The sequence below is a fragment of the Flavobacterium sp. C3NV genome (assembly GCF_046825355.2).
Taxonomy (GTDB): domain Bacteria; phylum Bacteroidota; class Bacteroidia; order Flavobacteriales; family Flavobacteriaceae; genus Flavobacterium.
Genome location: NZ_JBKQBJ020000010.1, coordinates 184,470 through 203,837, shown reverse-complemented (window position 1 = coordinate 203,837; position 19,368 = coordinate 184,470). Strand labels below are relative to the sequence as shown.

The window sequence follows — 19,368 nt, the reverse complement described above, 5'->3', positions numbered from 1 at the left end:
TCTTTATTCTATTTTCTATAATTTATATTCTTTTAAGAATTCATCAAACTTTCGATTTCATCAACTTCAATCGGAATATTGCGCATTAAGTTAAAAGGCTCTCCTTTTTCCTGAATGACAACATTGTCTTCTAAACGAATTCCGAAACCTTCTGCCGGAATATAAATTCCTGGTTCAACCGTAAAAACCATATTAGCTTTCATTGGTTCGTGCAGCAATCCGTAATCATGCGTGTCAAGTCCCATGTGGTGAGAAGTTCCGTGCATGAAATATTTTTTGTAAGCAGGCCATTCCGGATTTTCGTTCTGAACATCGGCTTTGTCTAATAAACCTAAACCAAGTAATTCAGATGTCATGATTTTACCCACTTCAATATGGTATTGTTTCCAAAGCGTTCCCGGAGTCAACATTTTTGTAGCCTCATTTTTTACTTTCAAAACAGCATTATAAACCGCTTTCTGGCGATCTGAGAATTTCCCCGAAACCGGAATTGTTCTTGTCATATCACTTGAATAATTCGCGTATTCAGCAGCAACATCCAATAAAATCAAATCTCCGGCTTTACATTGCTGATTGTTTTCGATATAATGTAAAACGTTTGCATTATTTCCCGAAGCAATAATTGGTGTATAAGCAAAACCTTTAGAACGGTTACGAACGAATTCGTGAATCAATTCGGCTTCGATTTCATATTCTGTAACATTTGGTTTTACAAACGACAATAATCTACGGAAACCTTTCTCAGTAATATCACAAGCTTGCTGAATCAAATCGATTTCTTCGCTTTCTTTTACAGAGCGAATACGTTGCAAGATCGGGTTGCTTTTTGCTACGTTATGTGCCGGATAACGCTCTTTCCACCATTTTATAAAACGAGCCTCGCGAGTTTCGGTCTCAACGCTTGCACGATAATGTTCGTTGGTGTTAATATACATTGTATCAGCATACGTCATCATTTCGTTCAAAACTTTATGAAAATCCTGCAACCAATAAACCGTTCTGATTCCTGAAACCTGAAATGCACGTTCTTTGCTTAACTTTTCACCTTCCCAAACTGCGATATGATCATTGGTTTCTTTTAAAAAAAGAATCTCTTTTTGGTTCTCATAAGGTGCATCTGGAAACAAAAGCAAAATACTTTCTTCCTGATCAACACCGCTTAGGTAAAAAATATCCCTGTGTTGCGCAAATGGCAAAGTACTATCAGCACTAACCGGGTAAATGTCATTTGAATTAAAAACGGCAACACTGTTAGGTTTCATTTCTGCCGTGAATTTTTTGCGATTTTTTACAAAAAGAGCGCTGTTTATTTGATGATATTTCATAATAATGTGAGTTTTGAACTTCGAATTTCAAAATTAGTGATTTTTACAGAAGTGGCATAAGATTGATTTATTAAAGTTTTCTTATTTGTTTTGGTTTGCCACGAAGGCGCTAAGTCACAAAGTTTTTGTCATTGCGAGAAACGAAGCAACCTCACTAACAATTGACGCAAAGGTTTAGAAAACTCAGCACAGAATCTTAATAATGGCGTGTCCCTCCGGGTCGGGCTTTCGGCTATATCTTTTACTCCGCTCCGCTTCATAAAAGGATACCGCCTCTATCCCTCACGCGAAATCATTAGTAATCTAATTATTTATTTAGAACATCGGTTTTTTTAAATTGTGGTATTTTGTATATTGGCTTGAAAACAATACCATTTTATTAATTAGACCTCTTACTCAAATTCTTATGAAAACACTTCAAATTGATAATCAAAAATTTGATTTTGTATATTCCGAAAGTGCAAAATGTTACATGTCAACTCAGTATGTTAATGATATAGATGTTAGTTTTGAAATTTATGAAGATGAATATAATCAAAGTCAAATCGACTGGGATCTTTTTGTTGATTTTGTTAAGAATATAAAACATAAAAACAGTTTGCCTTTACTATTGTCTAAATCTAAAAAAGTATTGCTGGCTCTGGCAGAAGCTTTTGGAAGTAGTATAAATCAAGATGAAAAAATAGAAGATTATCATATGGTTTTTTCTAGTTTGCAATTTAAAGGTTCTGTAAAGAATAATTTTAGTGATGGCTATTATAATTTTTCGCTTTGGTTTAATATTGAAAATAAAAATAATGCCAATCAATATGTTGATCCCTATGGAGCATTTATTACTGATGTTGAGGGAAGTTTTATTGTTGGAGCAAAAAGAATACAATGTTAGTACTAGACTCTTAAATCTGGTTTTAGGATTTGAAATCCATACCGAAAACAAAATCGATATTAACTCAAGATTTATTGAATAATGACCCTACAAAAAGCAATCCGAAACGACCACGAAATCTTAACCCAAATAACCAAAAAGTCAAAAGCTTATTGGGGATATTCAAATGAACAAATAGAAATCTGGCATCCATTTCTAACGGTTTCAGAAGAATATATCGAGACGAATTCAGTTTTTAATTTAATGGTAGATAATGAGATTGTTGGCTATTATTCATTCTTTCACGAAAGTGAAAATACAATAAAACTCGATAATTTATTTGTTTTGCCTGAGTTTATTGGCAAAGGATTCGGGAAAGTATTAATGAATGATTTTCTGCTTCGAATAAAAGATCAAAACGTTCAAAAAATAGTTCTCAATTCTGAACCAAATGCTGAAATATTTTATGCTAAATTCGGATTTATAAAAGTGGGACAAATTGAAACTTCTATTAAAGATCGATATTTGCCTGTAATGGAGTTGAGAATTAATTAGAATTAAGGAATAATAAAATGCAGCATTCAAACTTTAAACTAATAACAATAAAAGAAGTAAAATCCCAATTTCCGTTTCTAATTGATCATGAAGGATTTGATTATTTCGATGAATGGAACGACGAAGATTTCTTTTTGGTTGCAAACGAAGATGTTGATTTAAAAGGCAACTTCTATCTGGATCTTTATGAAGATAAAGAGAAAAAATGGCTTGGCAAGATCTTAAATCTTTCATTAAAAGAAATGGAGAAAATAAGAATCGAAGGAATTTTAATAAACGGAAATTTCTCGACAACCGGAACAATTATAAATGCCGAAGGTGATTACGGGCCTTATGTTTTTATTAATGGAAATGTAACTTGTCAAAGTTTATTATTAGGCGGTTCATATGTCGAAATAACCGGTAATGTAAAAGCTCAGGAAGTGGTAATGACGTCGTATAATCACGGAAATTTTAAATGCTCGGGCATTATTGAAGCTCCCGTTTTTATAGTCGATGATCATTATACTACATTTGCAGATCGAAAAAACGATTTGTTTTATTATAACGATAAAACAGATGATTTTGATGCTAAAAATAGTTGTGAATATGATGATGAAAGCGAAGAATATATTATCTCAACCGAGTTGCGCAAACATCTCAAAAATCCTTTGATCGAAACCTTCGAAGAATTAAAACGCGAATTAGAAAGTGGAGAGTTGGTTTTAAAACAAAATAATCCGCCGTCGAAAAACTATGAATATTGGCAAAAGAGAGTAAAGTTAAATTATAGAGATCTAAAATTGGTTCCGAAGGAATTTAAAACTGCTGAACTTATTAAGTTGGCATTAGATATTACTTTTCACGCATTGCCTTATGTTGATCCGGAATTTATTACGCCCGAACTTTGCGAAAGATTAGTAGAAAAAAATGGCTTTGCTATTCAGAAAATACCGGATAAATTTATAACAAAAGAACTTTGTCTAAAAGCGGCTCAAAGCGGAACACTGATTTCGCTTATCCCGAATGAATTTTATTCGGAAGAATTGATTTTAACGACATTCAAAAACGGCGAACACGAACCCGACATAAATGATGTTCCTTTTGAATTTATTACTGATACTTTGCTTGAAGAATATGTGAAAATGGGCAAAGGATTATGGCTTGATAAAGCTTGTAAAGAAAATGGGAAAGATAAATTATCAATTTTAAAACGAATTGTAGATACTGGAATAGAGAATTTAGATGCTATTTTTGGAAATCATTTTAGTAAAGAAGTTGTTGATTATGCAGCGGCAATTTATAATAATGAAAATCATAAACAAGAATGGAATAATTACGTTCAGAAATACAAGGTTAAATTTGAGCGTCTTGAGTTGAATGAGTATTTGTAAAAGATATTATGAAGGACCTTATAATTGAAAGTAAAGGAATCAAGACAGATCATTATTTTATACCGCCTTTTGAATTAAGAGAAGGAGAGTTGGTTATTGTCTATTTAGAAGGAGGAGCTCATTTTGATGATCTGAAAGAGCAATTGGTAGCTATTTTTGCAGGAAAAGCACATCATGAGAATGTAAAAGTAATAAAACCGTTGACTTTTGCAAGACCAATCGAAGAATCAGCACTAAAAAGAATATTTAATCCGATGAGTGTGGGCGGGTATTTAAAAAGAAATGCAAATCTAAAAAACTCAGTATCGAGAATTTTCGAAGTCGATGATTTTACAAAAAAAGACAAAGTAAAAAAACTTGATACGAGTGAGAGAAAACGACTTTCGTTATGTGCAGTTTTTTCAAAAACAAAATATGTGTCTTTTGATCTTAGGGGAGAAGCAGCGGCATATTTTAATAAAACATATCAATTTGCTAAAGATGAAATTAAAAATGATGGCGCAGCTATTTTAATTGACTGGTCTAATGAATTGAAAAATGATTGTTCAAAATTTATAACTATTGAATGGTTAGCAAATCTTGAAGAGTTAAAAAAGGCCTTTAATAATGGTGGAAAGCTTTCGCCAATGTACTAACAAATTAATAATATTTTTGTTTGGTAATTTATTAAATTATGGAATTAGATATTAAAATCAGGAGAGTAGAAAAACAAGACCTGGACTTTGTTTACAAAGCAATTTGCGAACTCGAAAGTGAAGTTTTAGATTTTGAAGTTTTCAAGAAAATTTTCAATGAAAATATCTCCAACCCAAAGAATTTATATTTACTCGCAGAAAACCAGAATGAAGGCGTAGGTTTTATTAGTTTTCATACCCAAAACCTTCTTCATCATTGCGGATTAGTGGGCGAGATTCAGGGGTTTTTTATCCATCAAAGCTATCGCGGTCAAGGCGTTGGTAAACAATTGATCGAAAAAATCATGAATTATGCTGATCAAAATAACCTGAAAAGTATAGAAGTTACAACAAATAAAAGACGGGTAGAAAATGTGCTTATCTACGAGAATCTTGGTTTTGGTTTAACGCATAATAAATTTACTATTTATAAGTAACTTTCGAGCGATGAAAAATTGAACATAAAAAAAACTGCTATCGACCAGGATAGCAGTTTTAATAAATTAATGCTTATACTGCTCCATATTCCATACAGGTGCTACTTGTTGATGTTTTGTATAAATACCAACCACATGAGTTTATTGCATAAAAATCGACTCCTTGACCGTTACATAGCGGCCATGGTTCACAGGGTGTGCCATTACCACCGTTAATTGATTTCAATTCTTCTTTTGATAATTTTTGCAATTTTGATAAATTTTGTAAATTTTTCATAGTTAATTTGTTTTTTGGGTTTTCCTACTCTATAAGTTTTTCGGATACGACTGTGATAAAAATACAAATTATTTTTAAATAAATACTTACAGAAATGCTTGAAGCCCTGTTTTATTTTTTTAATACGATATAAAATTCTTCTTTTTAAAAATTAGTTTGTGGTATTTTACTTCTTTTGTATTTTGGTAATTGTTGATCTTGAAAAAAGTGGAAAACTGATAAATCTTACTTGAAACAAGTTGAATTTAAGTCTAATATTGTATGTTAATAATCGCTTTAAGAAAATGAAACAACTCAACATGTCCATAAAACATAATTTAATAGTGGGTTTGCTAATCGCTTTATGGCTTTTTATTTTTGCTTTCATCATAAAACCTTTTGATGACGGAACAATAAATTTGAGAGCTTGGTTTTTAATCAGTTTTGGTTTTAGTGTAATGGCTTTTTTATGTTATGCTATTCTCGCCGTTCTTCAAAAAAGTGTTTATGAGAAAATATCAAAATGGAATATAAATTATGAAGTAATTAGTCTGCTGTTTTTTTATGTGATTTATTTTTTTGGAATTTACGCCTATTATAAAAGTCCGATTTTAAATGGAGGATATGGTTTTGAAGAGTTCTTTGTTGTAATATTTATTAAAGTTGCCTTGATTTTAACTCCTGTGATTATTCTGGCAAGAAGGTATTTGATTAAACTGATTCTTTTAAAAGAAGATATTTTGAATTTTAGGGGAGAAAATAAACTGGATGTTTTAAAAATCAAAAAAGACGATTTGGTTTGTGTTTCAAATGCTCAAAATTATGTAGAGATTTTTTATATCGAGAACGGTAAACTCGTGTCAAAATTGATTCGGTCTTCGCTTAAAAAAGTCCAGGAAGATTTTGATTTTTTAATGCAGATACATCGTTCTCATTTAATAAATCCTGCGCATTTTAAGTCCTGGAGAAATCCAAATACAATAATTCTAACCCAAATAGAACTTCCGGTTTCTAAAAACTATAAAGAAACTTTATTGGCATTATAATTCTGTATCTAAAACCGATAGTTTTGTACCAAACTCAATAAAATAAGCTGTTAAGAAATATCTCTATAGTAGTTTTGTCTCATCAATTTAAAACATAAATTATGACAACAAAACAACTTAAGTTGCTGATTTGTATGGTTTTTACTTCAGGATTGGGACTTTTGCTTTATCGAAATAAAAACCAATAAACAAAAACAGTTTACAAAATTGTAGGTTTTGTTTTAATTTGTACTTTCGTTTAGCTGATAAAATCAAACAGAATAAATTGAATAAATATCTAAAATATCTAATCTCACTCTTTCTCGCTTTTGTCGTGATTGCAAGTGATGGTACTTTAGTTTCTCAATCAAAATCAGCCGATTATTATCAATCTTCTTATGTAATTCTAAAGACAGAATTAGATTTTAAAAATTCTCGTTTATATACATTCAGTCAATTTGTTTCCAGAATAAAAAGTTCATTTTTAATTCCTGTAAAATTTCTTGAGTTTGCAGTAGTTTTTAGTCTTCAAATTCAGGTTTTTCAAAAAACACGGGCACTTCTTCATCAAAGAATAAATTCATTAATAAAACAATCTGTTTTTGTAAACGAAATAATCACTTCAAATAATTACCGCAAAAGTTTATACAACATTTAGAGAATTTATTTTCTAAATAGTATGCGTTTCAGCGTATACGATGATAAAATAATGTTTAATCATTTATCATTTTCAAAATGTATAAACAAAATAATAAAAAACGTTTAGAGCAATCTAAGCGGCCAGTTCTTTATTGGGTAAAAAGAAAACTCATAGTAATTATAACCGCTTTTATGCTCGGAATGTCAAACGGAATGAATGTGCATGATGAAGCACTTAAAGGAAATCAGAATTATACAGAGCAGCATAAAAAGGATTGAATGTTTTTCTGCGAAAAGATCTTTTAAACATACAGTATGTCCTCCTGAGCGAAGTCGAAGGATACGTACGAAATTAACACAAAGAGATTTACATTGTCGAGCTACTTGCGTGTCCTTCGACTTCGCTCAGGATGACAAGATTGTGCTAATAAAAAAACCGAAGCAATTCTGCTTCGGTTTTTATTGGAATTTGGTCCCGATAGCTATCGGGAGGAATTTAATTACTCAATCCATTTATAATATCTCGCCCCAATCAAAACAGGAATTTCTTTTTCGATTCGATCTAAAACCCATTCATTTTTAGGAGTTCTTACACTTTGTTTTTGTTCTTTTTTATGAAGACTTTCGTAAGTTTCAAAACCAATTTCCACGCTTTCTGCTAAGTTTTCAAAAAGTTTGGTTTTGGCTAAAGCCGATTGCCATTCGGGTTGAATCGTTCCTTCAAAAACTTTCGATTTCGATCCGCTTCCGTAAGCAAGAAATCCAAATTTTGTTCCGGCAACTTCCTGTTTGGTATCATAATAATGAGCCAAAGTTGATAATAATCCCATAAAAATAGATCCTGTGTAAAGGTTTCCTATTAAAGAGGAAGCCAATTCTGCAGGCTGTAATTTCTCTGTTACAAATTTTCTGTATTCATCAGATTTTCCAACTTCCTTAATTTTAGTTTGATAATCTGCCGGTTCGATATTTTCTACAATAATTTTATCAGCGTGATCTAAAGCATAAATTTCAGACAACATTCTGCGTCCCTGAAAAGAGTACGGAAGATGCATAATAATGCTGTTCCAGGAATTATATAAAATTTCGGTAGTGTTTTTTAGTTTCTTAAACGAAAAGTACGCATTTCGTGTACGATCCATATAACATTGATTCGAATATTGACCATCAAAAACCGGTTGATCTTTATGAATTTCTATTTCGGCTTCTAAATTATCAAACCACGGATCGTTGCTTTCGTTTTTGGTAATTGCTTCTTTAGATATAGTTCTGTAAGGTTTGAAAAAATCGAAAACACCTTTTGTGCTTGTTGCCCAATTTTCATCAAAAGCAATAATTCTTGGGCTTGAAGCTACCAACATTGCCAATGCTCCGGCTCCTTGTGTGTATTCTCCGGTAGAATTTAAATCGTATTTGGCAAAATCTGTAGTAACAACAATTGCTTTTTTGGTTGGATTCAGTTTTACAAAGTCGATACAGTTTTGCAAAGCATCAACACCGCCAATACAGGCAAAAGTAAAATCGACAACATCACATTCGGCAAGAGAATCTTCGCCGAATTTTTGTTCCATTAAACTAATTAAAAAAGAACTAATTGGTTTAGAACTGTCGATTCCGCTTTCGGTTCCAACATAAATCCGGCTAACTTCGTTTAGGTTTATTTCGTTCTCGAGAATAAGTTTTGTCAGAGCGTTTGCTCCAAAAACCACCGCGTCCTGATGAACGTCCGGTAAAGTCATTTTTATTAATCCAAGACCTTTTTCTAATTTTTCGGGTTCAATATTTCTGGCAACAGCCAAAGTTTTTATGGGTAAATGTATGTTGGCTACATCAAAAGAGATAGCGTCAATTCCTGTTTTCATTATTAAATTTTAAGCCGATAAAGGTAAAATTATGTTGTGGAATGACAATTTTTTAACCTTATAAAATTTCGGTAGGTAGTAACTTTTGAAGAAAACAAATTAAAAGTTTACTTAAAATAATAATATGACAAACTTTTATCTATTGATAAGCTCGTTATTATGCTGAAAATTTGGTTAAATGACACTTTTGTTAGTTTTTATAATGAAATAATTTGGGATACAACATTGTTCATACGTAAAAATACGTATTACGTAGTCTATTTTAAAATCATTATAAATAACAGCGAAATGGTTGTAGTTCTTTGTTAATTGAGTTATTTTTGTGTAATTTTTTAAAACAAACTACTTAAACAATTATGGCACAATCTGCACTATTGAATGCTTCCATCTTAAAGAAAGTGGCTATGGCCCTTTCGGGAATATTCTTAATCACGTTTTTAGCGCTGCATGTTTCCTTAAATTTTATTTCTATTATTAGTGAAAATGTTTTTAACGAAGCATCTCACTTTATGGGATACAATCCGCTGATTCAATATGTAATGCAACCAGTTTTGGCAATCGGAGTAATCTTCCATTTCGTTATGGGATTCGTATTGACTGCTCAAAATACTGCTGCTAGACCAATTGCATATGCAAAATACAACGGAGCTGCAAATGCTTCATGGAGTTCTAGAAATATGATTATTTCTGGATTAGTTATTTTGGCTTTCTTAGGATTGCATTTTTATGATTTCTGGTTTCCGGAGGTTAACTACAAATATATTGCAGGTGCTACGCCAGATGCTACAAGGTATTATGGAGAGTTAGTGCATAAATTTCATGATCCAATTCGTACAGGATTGTATTGTATATCATTTGTGTTATTAGGTTTTCACCTTTGGCACGGATTCGGTTCATCTCTTCAGTCAATGGGGATGCACAATAAGTATTCAAGATTTTTAAGTAAAGTAGGTTACGGTTTTGCAGTTGTAGTACCGGCACTTTTCGTAATTATCGCATTATTTCATCATTTCAATAATTAATATAAATTATAATGGCATTAGATTCAAAAATTCCACACGGCCCAATATCGGACAAATGGACAGATTATAAAGATCATATTAATTTAGTAAACCCGGCAAACAAACGTAATTTAGATATTATCATTGTTGGTACAGGTTTGGCTGGAGGTTCAGCTGCGGCTACTTTGGCTGAGCAGGGATATAACGTAAAAGCATTTTGTTTTCAGGATTCACCAAGACGTGCGCACTCTATTGCTGCACAAGGTGGTATCAATGCAGCAAAAAATTATAAAGGTGACGGTGACTCAGTTTACAGATTATTTTATGATACTGTAAAAGGGGGTGACTACCGTGCACGTGAGGCAAACGTTCACCGTTTGGCTGAAGTTTCTGCTAATATTATTGACCAGTGTGTGGCTCAAGGAGTACCATTGGCTCGTGAATATGGCGGACTTTTAGATAACCGTTCTTTTGGAGGAACTTTAGTTTCCCGTACTTTTTATGCACAAGGACAAACCGGACAACAATTATTGTTAGGAGCTTATTCTGCAATGAACCGTCAGATTGGTCGTGGAAAAATAAAAATGTACAACCGTCACGAAATGCTTGACATTGTAATCGTGAACGGAAAAGCGAGAGGTATTATCGCTCGTAACTTAATTACCGGAGAAATCGAAAGACATTCTGCTCACGCAGTGGTAGTAGGTTCAGGAGGATACGGAAACGTATTTTTCTTGTCAACAAATGCTATGGGAAGTAACGCAACAGCAGCTTGGAAAATTCATAAAAAAGGAGCATTTTTCGCAAATCCTTGTTACACACAAATTCACCCAACATGTATTCCGGTTTCTGGAGATCACCAGTCAAAACTGACTTTGATGTCTGAATCGTTACGTAATGACGGTCGTATTTGGGTTCCTGCAAAACAAGAAGATGCAAAAGCGATTCGTGAAGGAAAGAAAAAAGCAACTGATTTATCTGAAGCTGAAAGAGATTATTTCTTAGAAAGAAGATATCCTGCTTTTGGTAACTTAGTACCTCGTGATGTTGCATCTCGTGCTGCAAAAGAAAGATGTGATGCCGGTTTTGGAGTTAACAAAACTGGAGAAGCTGTTTACTTAGATTTCGCTGCGGCTATCAAACGTTACGGAACTGAAGAAGCTTTCGTAAAAGGTTTAGATGCTAATGATGCTGCTTTGGTAACAAAATTAGGAGCTGAAATCGTGAAAAGTAAATACGGAAACTTATTCCAGATGTATTACAAAATCGTCGACGAAGATCCTTATACAACGCCAATGATGATTTACCCTGCGGTTCACTACACAATGGGTGGAACCTGGGTTGATTATAACTTAATGACTACAATTCCGGGATGTTTCTCAATTGGAGAATCTAACTTCTCTGATCACGGAGCAAACAGACTTGGAGCTTCTGCTTTAATGCAAGGTTTAGCTGATGGATATTTCGTATTACCTTATACTATTGGAGATTACTTAGCTCCGGATATTAAGATGGGAGAAATTTCTACAGATTTACCAGAATTCGTAGCAGCAGAAAAAGAAGTAAAAGATCAAATCGACAGATTTATCAATAATAAAGGAACTCATTCTGTAGATTATTTCCACAAGAAATTAGGAAAAATTATGTGGGATAAAGTTGGTATGGCTCGTAATGCTAAAGGTTTAGCCGAAGCTATCGAAGAAATTGCTGCTTTACGTGAAGAGTTTTATAAAGATGTAAAAGTTCCTGGAAGCGCAAACGAATTTAATCAGGAATTAGAGAAAGCGACTCGTGTTGCCGATTTCTTAGAGTTAGGAGAATTATTCGCTAAAGATGCATTACACCGTAATGAGTCTTGTGGAGGTCACTTCCGTGAAGAATACCAAACTGAAGAAGGAGAAGCACTTCGTGATGACGAAAACTTTGCATACGTTGCAGCCTGGGAATACAAAGGAAAACCAAGTGATGCAGTATTACACAAAGAACCTCTGGTTTACGAAAACATTAAATTAGTTCAAAGAAGCTACAAATAGTATTTAAGAAAGTTCAGATACTTCTTGATACTTAAAACTTACACAAAATGAAACTTACATTAAAAATATGGCGTCAGAAAAACGCCCAAGATAAAGGGGGAATTGTTGATTACCCAATCGACGGAATCGAACCAGATATGTCTTTCCTTGAGATGCTTGATGTTCTTAACGAACAATTGATCAATAAAGGAGAAGAGCCAGTAGCATTTGACCACGATTGTCGTGAAGGAATCTGCGGAATGTGTTCTTTGTTCATCAACGGAGAAGCACACGGACCAGACAGAGGAGTTACTACTTGCCAATTACACATGCGTATGTTTAAAGATGGCGATACGATTTTTATCGAGCCATTTAGAGCAAAAGCTTTCCCTGTAATTAAGGATTTAGTTGTTGACAGAAGTTCTTTAGACAGAATTCAACACGCAGGAGGATTTATCTCGGTAAATACTTCAGGAAATACAATTGATGCAAATACAATTCCGATTAACAAACATGATGCAGATAAATCATTTGATGCTGCAGCTTGTATTGGTTGTGGAGCTTGTGTTGCAACTTGTAAAAACGGATCAGCAATGTTGTTCGTTGGAGCAAAAGTATCTCAATATGCATTATTACCTCAGGGTAAGGTTGAAGCAGTTGATCGTGTTTTAAACATGGTACACCAAATGGATTTAGAAGGTTTTGGTAACTGTACAAATACAGGAGCTTGTGAAATTGAATGTCCAAAAGGAATTTCACTTGAAAATATCGCACGTATGAACCGTGAGTATTTATCTGCAAGTTTGAAAGGATAATCTAAAAAACATTTTTAGTTAAATAGAAAAAACGCATCAGCCACGGCTGATGCGTTTTTTTATGATCTTATTCGTAATACAATTGCGAACCGCTAATTTCTTGTTTTTCCTTTCCTTCCTGCTGAATAAAACAGCTTAAAGTAGTTCCTCCAATCTGGTCAAAATAACTAATGTTGATTTTGTGAAATCCTTTTTCAAGTTTTACCGCTCCATAAGCTTCGTTGAGCCAATGAATACCATCATTATTAACTACTAATTCATTATCGATAAAAAGCTTCGATCCGTCGTCTGAAAGCGTCGAAATCGTATAATTTGCCGTTTCCGGAATATAGATATAACCATCGAATTTTAAACCGATATAACGCTCTGTTTTCGTTTTCCATTTTTCACTGCTTATGGCGCCTTCAAAAATCCCTGAATTCACAGGTTTTGCTAATTCTAAATCTTGTGTTTGTTGAAATAATGTTCCGGTATAATAATCAAATTTTAAACCTTTCTTGGTTGGTTTTATGGCTAGAGCCGATTTTAAATCCGGGTTTCGAACCAATATTTTATTTATAGAACTTCTTCTTCCGCTTGGGCTAATCTGGACCGTTTTGATGATTCTGAATTCTCCTTTCGGAATGTTTATTGTGACAGGTTTTGTGTAAAGTTCTGCAGTTTCGTCTGGATTGTATCCATCAATAGTATAAAATATTTGTCCGCTTTTGATAGTTGGCTTTAAATCCAAAACATATTTATCCGCGATTAATGCCGTTTCGTTTGCGCCAAAAGGTGTTGGAACTTTATACAATCGTTTCTGTGCTTCCAGTTTTTCTAAATGATACGGAATTTGATTCAGAATAAAATGATTTAAATTTTTATTTTGAGGTGCAGTCCAGGCAATTTCGGCTAAAGCAAATACACGAGGATAAATCATATAATTCAGTTTGGCAGGACTTGTTAAGTATTCTGACCAAAGATTAGATTGCACGCCTATAATATATTTTTGTTCCTCAACGGTTAAACTATCAACCGGAGTTGGATTGTAGTTGTACATTTTTTCAACTGTGGTTAATCTTCCAATTGTTAAGGGTTCATTCGGTGAATAACCTTGATTATAATCCAGATACAAAACCTGCTCCGGATTCATAATCACATTGTGTTTTTGTTTGGCAGCGGCAATTCCCCCAGATTCACCTCGCCATGACATTACAGCTGCGTTTGGCGCGAGTCCGCCTTCGAGCATTTCATCCCATCCTAAAATTTGCCTTCCGTTTTCATTGAGGAATTTCTCGATTCGGGTTGTCAGGTAACTTTGTAATTCGTGTTCGTTTTTTAAACCTAATTCTTTGATTCTTTTTTGACAATTCGGACATTCTTTCCATCTTGTTTTCGGGCATTCATCTCCGCCAATATGAATGTATTTACTTGGGAACAAAGCCATAACTTCTGTCAAAACATCTTCAAGGAAAGTAAAAGTTTCTTCTTTTCCGGCGCAGAAAATATCATCAAAAACGCCCCAATATTCTACCACTTTATAAGGGCGATCCGGAAAACAGGATAAATTAGGATAAGCTGTAACAGCTGCAGTTGCATGCCCCGGCATTTCGATTTCAGGAATTATATTTACATAATGATCTTCGGCAAACGTCACCACGTCTGTGATTTCTTCCTGAGTATAAAAACCTCCGTACGGATTTCCGTCAAAAAAATAAGGTGATCTTTCAAATTTATTTCCCACTAAAGTTTGTGCTCTTTTCGAACCTACTTCTGTCAGTTTTGGATATTTTTTAATCTCAATTCTCCATCCCTGATCATCTGTTAAGTGCCAATGGAAGTTGTTTAACTTATAACTGGCCATTTGTGCTATAAAATCTTTTATAACATCGACAGAGAAAAAATGACGGCAAACATCCAGGTGAAGCCCGCGGTAGTTGTATCTGGGCTCATCTTCGATAGTAACACAAGGCAATTTTATTTCCTGATTCTTTGGTTTATTGGGCAAAAGCTGTAACAAACTCTGAACGGCATAAAATAATCCTTCTTCACTTCCGGTAACGGTAATCTTTTTTGGAGTAATAACAATTTTATACGCTTCCTTTTTTAAAGATGTTGATGGATTTTTAGCAACAAACAAAACTTCAATGTTGCTTTTTTTGTTTGAAGTATTCGAGTTTATAGCCGACTCGAAAATTTGAGCGGTTTTAAGTTCTTTGGCGCTGAATTTATTTTTTTCGAAAGTAAACCTTATCTGTCCGTTTAAACGAATACTATCTCCGGTTGCTTTGTATGAATTGGGAGCAGGAATAATAGAATTGTTTACGAAAGAAGTTTGGGCATTCGCGAAAGAAAAACAAAATAGTAAAAGGAGTAATAAACTTTTATGCATGGTTGTTTTTTTTTGGTTTGTTAAACAAATTTAGGATTTGTAAATTAGTTTGCATTTTTTTTGCAAAATGATTTTATGCTTAAATGTCTTTAAAATAGACGAATTAACTTTTTTATTACATTGTGTTATAATTTGTTTCGCAATAATATTGCATTTTATGTTTACATTTGCTTCAATAAAATTGAATTTGCATGAGTAATGATAATGAAGTGGTTAATTACACTAAGGAAGAACGTAAAAATCTTATTTTAAAAGAAATAAACTTGCATACTCGTGTAAGTTTTGAAACACTTTCAGCAAAATTATTTGTTTCAGAAGATACGGTTAGACGTGATATTAATGAACTTGAATCAGAATCTTTATTGATTAAGGTAAAAGGTGGTGCGATGACAAAGGCCTATCACCATTCTTCGGCTAATAATCAAACTTATGCAGGCGAATCAAAACAAATTATTGCCCAAAAAACTTTAGGTTTACTTCATGACGGAATGGTTTTATTAATTGGCGGCGGAACTACCATTCGCGAATTCATTCGCTTAATTCCTGATGATTTAAATCTGACCATTTTTACTGTTACCGTTTTATCTGCTGTTGAACTTCTGGATAAACCCAATGTTAAAATTATCATGATTGGCGGCAGTATTTCCTCTTACAGCCAAATGTGTGTGAGCGGCGATGTCTACAATCAATTGGCGAATATTAAAGTCGATTTATTAATATTAGGAACCAATGCTTTAGATATTGAAGGCGGATTCTCAGACTCTGATTGGGAAACCGTTCAGGTAAAAAAAGCAATGATTCAGGCTTCTGAAAAAACAGCTATTCTGACTATTTCTGAAAAACTCGATACAGTTCTAAAAATGAAAATTGCCAACTTATCTGAGGTTGATTATGTTGTCACGGAAGTTGATCCCAGTGACGAAAAATTACAATCGTATAAGAAGGCAGTTCCCAGTTTAGTTTTTATTTAATATGATTCTGTGACGAATACCAAGCCAAAATAATATAAAAAGTTTGCCACGAATTTCTCGAATTACCGCGAATTATTTTTGTTGTACAGATTAAAAAATTTGTGTAAATCTGTGAAATTTGCGGTTAGTTTTTTTAAGCAGTTTCAAAATAGAAATTCGAGAAAATTCGAGAAATTAGTGGCAAAAAAAATAAGTTTGGTATTTTTTGTCATACTATTTAATCCCAGTTTTTCATTAAAAAATTAATCCAGTTCTGGTGAAAAATTTTATCTAAATCATCATCAGAATATCCTTTGTCTTTAAAAATCAAAACTAATTTTTGCAAATCAGCAATCGTATCTAAATCATACGGACCTTGTTCTGTTCCGAAAGCGCCGTCTAAATCGGAACCTATACCAATATGATTTGCATTTCCTGCCAACTGGCAAATGTGATCCATGTGTTTAAAAACAGTTTCCAGATTGCAATTGGTACCTTGCGGAGTAGAAACACCTCTTTCCCAATTTGGTACTAACATCCAAGCGTCTAAAGCGCCGCCAATAACTGCTCCTCTCGAAATTAAAGCCTGAATCATTTCATCACTATACTGGCGATTATGATCAACCAGACTTCTGCAATTGTTATGACTTGCCCAAACTGGCCCGTGATAATGATCTAATGCCTGCCAAAAAGCATCGTCACATAAATGTGTTGCATCCAGAATAATATTCAAGCGCTCCATTTCTTTTAATAAATCAAGACCGTTTTGATTCATTTTTCCCGTTGCGTCCGTTCCGTTTGCGTAACGTCCCGGACCATAATGTGCAGGACCAATCGCGCGTAATCCGTAATGGTGTGCTTTCTCTAAATACGAAACATCAATAATAGAATCGGCACCTTCCAAACTCAAAATATAACCAATAGCTTTTTTATCGTTTGGCGTTCCGTCATTCCATAAATCAATTTGTTTCTGGAGCGATTTTTTATCGGTAATTGAAGTTATTTCGCCGGCTTCTTCCATTGCTTTGTACCACGCCAATTGTCCCTGAGTTTGCGCCCAGGCTTGTTCAGGAGAATTCCATCCCGGAATAATACTGTCCGGTTTTACAAATCTTGCAATTTGAGTGGCAACCACAATTCCGATATTTCCTCTTCGCAAATCCGGAAATGAGACCGTTGCACGTTCGCGATCTGGTTTGTCCGTCATTCCTTTTTCGAGATGGCGCAAAGTGGGAACGTCATTTCTTAAATCTCGATTCCATTCCATCGCATTCATGCTCAGGTCTAAATGGGCGTCTATTATAAACATAGTATTTTTTTTTAAGGCACAAAGGTCCAAAGGCTCAGGTTCTCTACAAGTGTTATTATGAGGTCTATTCTCTTTCTTCTTCGCTCTATTTTTCTATTCTTTTTTTCTTTATTCTCCTTTTTCTGCTGCTAGATATTAATTTTTCTGCTTCGGGCAACAACCTGCCATTGATCGCAAATTTCATGCGCCGCATTGACCACCTGAACCAAATCGTAAAGTGCGCAAGTTGGGCAAACATGATACGGTTGGGCATAAATCGTATCGCCAATTGTATACTCGTTTTTTCCTTGGTTTTCTATAATTAAATGTTCTTCTGAATGTGCGATCGGAATTAGATTTTCGTCATTTAAAATCACTAATCTTTTATCAATCGTGTTTTCAGAAGCTACGGCTTTGTATCCGATATCAATACAAAAAGTAGAAGTGGTTGGTTTTGAAATTATGGTTCCAACAATAACCAGCGCCGGTTCAAAATTTTGTTCCGGTAAATGAATTTGGTAATTTGAATCCCAAAAAACAAAAGTTCCCGGGCTGCATTCTACATTTTTTTGAGTCGCATAAAACGGAAATGTATTCGATCCTCCGGCAACAATTTTTAGTTCGTAACCCAGTTTTTTCTCAATGTTTTCAATTTCTTCATTTATACTAAAAAATAAGTTGGAAGCTACAGCTGTTCGTTTTTTGACATCACCTTTTAAATGGCCGTCGTAAATATGAATTCCCGCAAAATGAAGATTTTTTAGTGTAGCAATTTCATCAATTAAAGCGCTCCAGTTTTTATGAATCGAAATTCCGGTTCTGTTCATTCCCGTATTTAAATCCAAATAAACCGTAAGTTTTAAATTGCTTTTCTCTGCAATTTCATTTAAGGCTTTCGCCGAATCAAGATTGTCAACTATAGTCGAAAAAGCAGTATTTGGATATTTTTGAATCAATGCGATCCATCTTTCTTTTTTGACACCAACAGGTTGGTAGGCGAGAAGTACGTCTTCAATTTTGTGAATTGCCCCAAGTTCGGCTTCGGCAATGGTAGCGCATTTAATTTTGTTGATGTTGTAGGTTTTAAATAAATCCAGAATCTCACCAATTTTATGCGTCTTGATGTGTGGTCTCAATTTTTGAGTATCACCATTTACTGATTCAATCAAACGCTCGATATTTGCCTGAATACGATCTTCGTAAACGGCTAAAAATGGCGTATCAATGCGGATTTCGGAATTAATTTTCCACCAATTGTTTTGCATAACTTTAGTTTCTTATTTTTTCTACCACTTCAATTAAACTTTGAAAAGCCTGTAATGATTGCTCATAATTTAAGTTCAAAAGCATTTCTTTTGAAAATAAATTAGAACCAATTCCAACGCAAACAATTCCCGATTTGAACCAGGATTTCAAGTTGCTTTCTTCTAAAGTTACACCTCCTGTTGGCATAATTTTCAAATTCGGAAATGGAGCTCTAATTGCTTTTACATATCCCGGACCACCAATTTTGTCGGCTGGAAAAAGCTTTACAATTTCGGCACCTAGTTTATTAGCGTGAAGAATTTCGTTTAATGTCGCAGCTCCGGGAATCCAGTAAATATTATTTTTAAAACAGTAATTGCCAATTTCTAAATCGGTGTGAGGGCAAACAATACAATCTGCACCTAATAGATGAAATGCTTTGGCATCATCTACGCTTAGAATAGATCCAACAGCTATTTTTACATTTAGATTATTCGCTTTTTTAAAGGCGACCATTTGCGTAAAAACTTCTTTAGCATTATCTGCACGAGCAGCAAACTCGATAATTTTTATGCCAGCATCAGCCGCCGATTGCAATACAATCTGTGCGGTTTCAATATTAATTTGTGTCACTAATGGTAGTACGCCTTGTGCTTTTAAAATGCTGTACATATT

19 protein-coding genes are annotated in these 19,368 nt (G+C 34.0%); 12 read left to right on the top strand and 7 right to left on the bottom strand.

The annotated features are described in order from the left end of the window. Window positions 1–32: 32 nt before the first annotated feature. Window positions 33–1,325: an aminopeptidase P family protein gene (locus ACIDC4_RS15800; protein WP_412043510.1), complete on the bottom strand. Its 1,293-nt coding sequence runs from the start codon at window positions 1,323–1,325 to the stop codon at window positions 33–35. A gap of 406 nt (window positions 1,326–1,731) precedes the next feature. Here ACIDC4_RS15800 and ACIDC4_RS15795 point away from each other — a divergent pair, with 406 nt between their 5' ends. From ACIDC4_RS15795 to ACIDC4_RS15775, 5 genes are all read left to right on the top strand, one after another. Continuing rightward, entirely contained in the window at window positions 1,732–2,211 is a 480-nt protein-coding gene (locus ACIDC4_RS15795; protein ID WP_412043509.1) for a hypothetical protein, read from the top strand. Window positions 2,212–2,292: 81 nt separating this feature from the next. Continuing rightward, the gene (locus ACIDC4_RS15790) at window positions 2,293–2,745 is read left to right on the top strand and encodes a GNAT family N-acetyltransferase (RefSeq protein ID WP_412043508.1); all 453 of its coding nucleotides are present in this window, start codon (window positions 2,293–2,295) and stop codon (window positions 2,743–2,745) included. A gap of 17 nt (window positions 2,746–2,762) precedes the next feature. Further along, window positions 2,763–4,118, top strand: coding sequence for a polymer-forming cytoskeletal protein (locus ACIDC4_RS15785; RefSeq protein ID WP_412043507.1), 1,356 nt, complete (start codon window positions 2,763–2,765; stop codon window positions 4,116–4,118). A gap of 8 nt (window positions 4,119–4,126) precedes the next feature. Next, entirely contained in the window at window positions 4,127–4,753 is a 627-nt protein-coding gene (locus ACIDC4_RS15780) for a hypothetical protein (RefSeq protein ID WP_412043506.1), read from the top strand. A 38-nt stretch (window positions 4,754–4,791) separates the two neighbouring features. Next, window positions 4,792–5,229 carry a GNAT family N-acetyltransferase gene (locus tag ACIDC4_RS15775; protein WP_412043505.1) on the top strand — a complete coding sequence of 146 codons (438 nt, stop codon included), beginning with the start codon at window positions 4,792–4,794 and terminating at the stop codon, window positions 5,227–5,229. Window positions 5,230–5,302: 73 nt separating this feature from the next. On the opposite strand, the gene ACIDC4_RS15770 is transcribed toward ACIDC4_RS15775, so the two are convergent. Further along, window positions 5,303–5,506, bottom strand: a complete 204-nt coding sequence (locus ACIDC4_RS15770) for a bacteriocin-like protein (RefSeq protein ID WP_412043504.1) — start codon at window positions 5,504–5,506, stop codon at window positions 5,303–5,305. A gap of 284 nt (window positions 5,507–5,790) precedes the next feature. Here ACIDC4_RS15770 and ACIDC4_RS15765 point away from each other — a divergent pair, with 284 nt between their 5' ends. The 3 genes from ACIDC4_RS15765 to ACIDC4_RS15755 all read left to right on the top strand — a co-directional run bounded on the left by ACIDC4_RS15765 (window position 5,791) and on the right by ACIDC4_RS15755 (window position 7,428). Then, window positions 5,791–6,531, top strand: coding sequence for a LytTR family transcriptional regulator DNA-binding domain-containing protein (locus ACIDC4_RS15765; RefSeq protein ID WP_412043503.1), 741 nt, complete (start codon window positions 5,791–5,793; stop codon window positions 6,529–6,531). A gap of 265 nt (window positions 6,532–6,796) precedes the next feature. Then, window positions 6,797–7,168, top strand: coding sequence for a hypothetical protein (locus ACIDC4_RS15760; protein WP_412043502.1), 372 nt, complete (start codon window positions 6,797–6,799; stop codon window positions 7,166–7,168). 77 nt (window positions 7,169–7,245) lie between these two features. Continuing rightward, entirely contained in the window at window positions 7,246–7,428 is a 183-nt protein-coding gene (locus ACIDC4_RS15755) for a hypothetical protein (RefSeq protein ID WP_412043501.1), read from the top strand. A 221-nt stretch (window positions 7,429–7,649) separates the two neighbouring features. Here the strand turns inward: ACIDC4_RS15755 and ACIDC4_RS15750 are convergent, their stop codons facing one another. Then, a complete protein-coding gene (locus ACIDC4_RS15750; RefSeq protein WP_412043500.1) occupies window positions 7,650–9,011 on the bottom strand; it encodes a hydroxymethylglutaryl-CoA synthase family protein in 1,362 nt (453 codons plus the stop codon). A 356-nt stretch (window positions 9,012–9,367) separates the two neighbouring features. Here ACIDC4_RS15750 and ACIDC4_RS15745 point away from each other — a divergent pair, with 356 nt between their 5' ends. Genes ACIDC4_RS15745 through ACIDC4_RS15735 form a run of 3 tightly spaced genes read left to right on the top strand, consistent with a single transcriptional unit; the run spans window position 9,368 to window position 12,839 of the window. Continuing rightward, on the top strand, window positions 9,368–10,033 hold the full coding sequence (locus ACIDC4_RS15745) for a succinate dehydrogenase cytochrome b subunit (RefSeq protein ID WP_056248540.1): 666 nt from the start codon (window positions 9,368–9,370) through the stop codon (window positions 10,031–10,033). 11 nt (window positions 10,034–10,044) lie between these two features. Further along, window positions 10,045–12,045, top strand: a complete 2,001-nt coding sequence (locus ACIDC4_RS15740) for a fumarate reductase/succinate dehydrogenase flavoprotein subunit (protein ID WP_412043499.1) — start codon at window positions 10,045–10,047, stop codon at window positions 12,043–12,045. 47 nt (window positions 12,046–12,092) lie between these two features. Continuing rightward, the gene (locus ACIDC4_RS15735; RefSeq protein WP_412043498.1) at window positions 12,093–12,839 is read left to right on the top strand and encodes a succinate dehydrogenase/fumarate reductase iron-sulfur subunit; all 747 of its coding nucleotides are present in this window, start codon (window positions 12,093–12,095) and stop codon (window positions 12,837–12,839) included. Window positions 12,840–12,906: 67 nt separating this feature from the next. Here the strand turns inward: ACIDC4_RS15735 and ACIDC4_RS15730 are convergent, their stop codons facing one another. Continuing rightward, on the bottom strand, window positions 12,907–15,210 hold the full coding sequence (locus tag ACIDC4_RS15730) for a family 20 glycosylhydrolase (protein WP_412043497.1): 2,304 nt from the start codon (window positions 15,208–15,210) through the stop codon (window positions 12,907–12,909). Window positions 15,211–15,401: 191 nt separating this feature from the next. Between ACIDC4_RS15730 and ACIDC4_RS15725 the strand changes: the two genes are divergently transcribed. Beyond that, entirely contained in the window at window positions 15,402–16,181 is a 780-nt protein-coding gene (locus ACIDC4_RS15725; RefSeq protein ID WP_412043496.1) for a DeoR/GlpR family DNA-binding transcription regulator, read from the top strand. A gap of 217 nt (window positions 16,182–16,398) precedes the next feature. Here the strand turns inward: ACIDC4_RS15725 and ACIDC4_RS15720 are convergent, their stop codons facing one another. From ACIDC4_RS15720 to ACIDC4_RS15710, 3 genes are all read right to left on the bottom strand, one after another. After that, window positions 16,399–17,469 (bottom strand): dipeptidase, encoded by a 1,071-nt coding sequence (locus tag ACIDC4_RS15720; protein WP_412043495.1) that lies wholly within the window; start codon window positions 17,467–17,469, stop codon window positions 16,399–16,401. A 128-nt stretch (window positions 17,470–17,597) separates the two neighbouring features. After that, a complete protein-coding gene (locus tag ACIDC4_RS15715) occupies window positions 17,598–18,713 on the bottom strand; it encodes a D-TA family PLP-dependent enzyme (RefSeq protein WP_412043494.1) in 1,116 nt (371 codons plus the stop codon). 4 nt (window positions 18,714–18,717) lie between these two features. After that, on the bottom strand, window positions 18,718–19,365 hold the full coding sequence (locus tag ACIDC4_RS15710) for a bifunctional 4-hydroxy-2-oxoglutarate aldolase/2-dehydro-3-deoxy-phosphogluconate aldolase (RefSeq protein WP_412043493.1): 648 nt from the start codon (window positions 19,363–19,365) through the stop codon (window positions 18,718–18,720). Window positions 19,366–19,368 lie beyond the last annotated feature (3 nt).

Excerpts from the sequence above, each read along its gene's own strand:
- ACIDC4_RS15800 (WP_412043510.1), bottom strand. The coding sequence starts at position 1,325 with ATGAAATATCATCAAATAAACAGCGCTCTTTTTGTAAAAAATCGCAAA.
- ACIDC4_RS15795 (WP_412043509.1), top strand. The coding sequence starts at position 1,732 with ATGAAAACACTTCAAATTGATAATCAAAAATTTGATTTTGTATATTCC.
- ACIDC4_RS15790 (WP_412043508.1), top strand. The coding sequence starts at position 2,293 with ATGACCCTACAAAAAGCAATCCGAAACGACCACGAAATCTTAACCCAA.
- ACIDC4_RS15785 (WP_412043507.1), top strand. The coding sequence starts at position 2,763 with ATGCAGCATTCAAACTTTAAACTAATAACAATAAAAGAAGTAAAATCC.
- ACIDC4_RS15780 (WP_412043506.1), top strand. The coding sequence starts at position 4,127 with ATGAAGGACCTTATAATTGAAAGTAAAGGAATCAAGACAGATCATTAT.
- ACIDC4_RS15775 (WP_412043505.1), top strand. The coding sequence starts at position 4,792 with ATGGAATTAGATATTAAAATCAGGAGAGTAGAAAAACAAGACCTGGAC.
- ACIDC4_RS15770 (WP_412043504.1), bottom strand. The coding sequence starts at position 5,506 with ATGAAAAATTTACAAAATTTATCAAAATTGCAAAAATTATCAAAAGAA.
- ACIDC4_RS15765 (WP_412043503.1), top strand. The coding sequence starts at position 5,791 with ATGAAACAACTCAACATGTCCATAAAACATAATTTAATAGTGGGTTTG.
- ACIDC4_RS15755 (WP_412043501.1), top strand. The coding sequence starts at position 7,246 with ATGTATAAACAAAATAATAAAAAACGTTTAGAGCAATCTAAGCGGCCA.
- ACIDC4_RS15750 (WP_412043500.1), bottom strand. The coding sequence starts at position 9,011 with ATGAAAACAGGAATTGACGCTATCTCTTTTGATGTAGCCAACATACAT.
- ACIDC4_RS15745 (WP_056248540.1), top strand. The coding sequence starts at position 9,368 with ATGGCACAATCTGCACTATTGAATGCTTCCATCTTAAAGAAAGTGGCT.
- ACIDC4_RS15740 (WP_412043499.1), top strand. The coding sequence starts at position 10,045 with ATGGCATTAGATTCAAAAATTCCACACGGCCCAATATCGGACAAATGG.
- ACIDC4_RS15735 (WP_412043498.1), top strand. The coding sequence starts at position 12,093 with ATGAAACTTACATTAAAAATATGGCGTCAGAAAAACGCCCAAGATAAA.
- ACIDC4_RS15730 (WP_412043497.1), bottom strand. The coding sequence starts at position 15,210 with ATGCATAAAAGTTTATTACTCCTTTTACTATTTTGTTTTTCTTTCGCG.
- ACIDC4_RS15725 (WP_412043496.1), top strand. The coding sequence starts at position 15,402 with ATGAGTAATGATAATGAAGTGGTTAATTACACTAAGGAAGAACGTAAA.
- ACIDC4_RS15720 (WP_412043495.1), bottom strand. The coding sequence starts at position 17,469 with ATGTTTATAATAGACGCCCATTTAGACCTGAGCATGAATGCGATGGAA.
- ACIDC4_RS15715 (WP_412043494.1), bottom strand. The coding sequence starts at position 18,713 with ATGCAAAACAATTGGTGGAAAATTAATTCCGAAATCCGCATTGATACG.
- ACIDC4_RS15710 (WP_412043493.1), bottom strand. The coding sequence starts at position 19,365 with ATGTACAGCATTTTAAAAGCACAAGGCGTACTACCATTAGTGACACAA.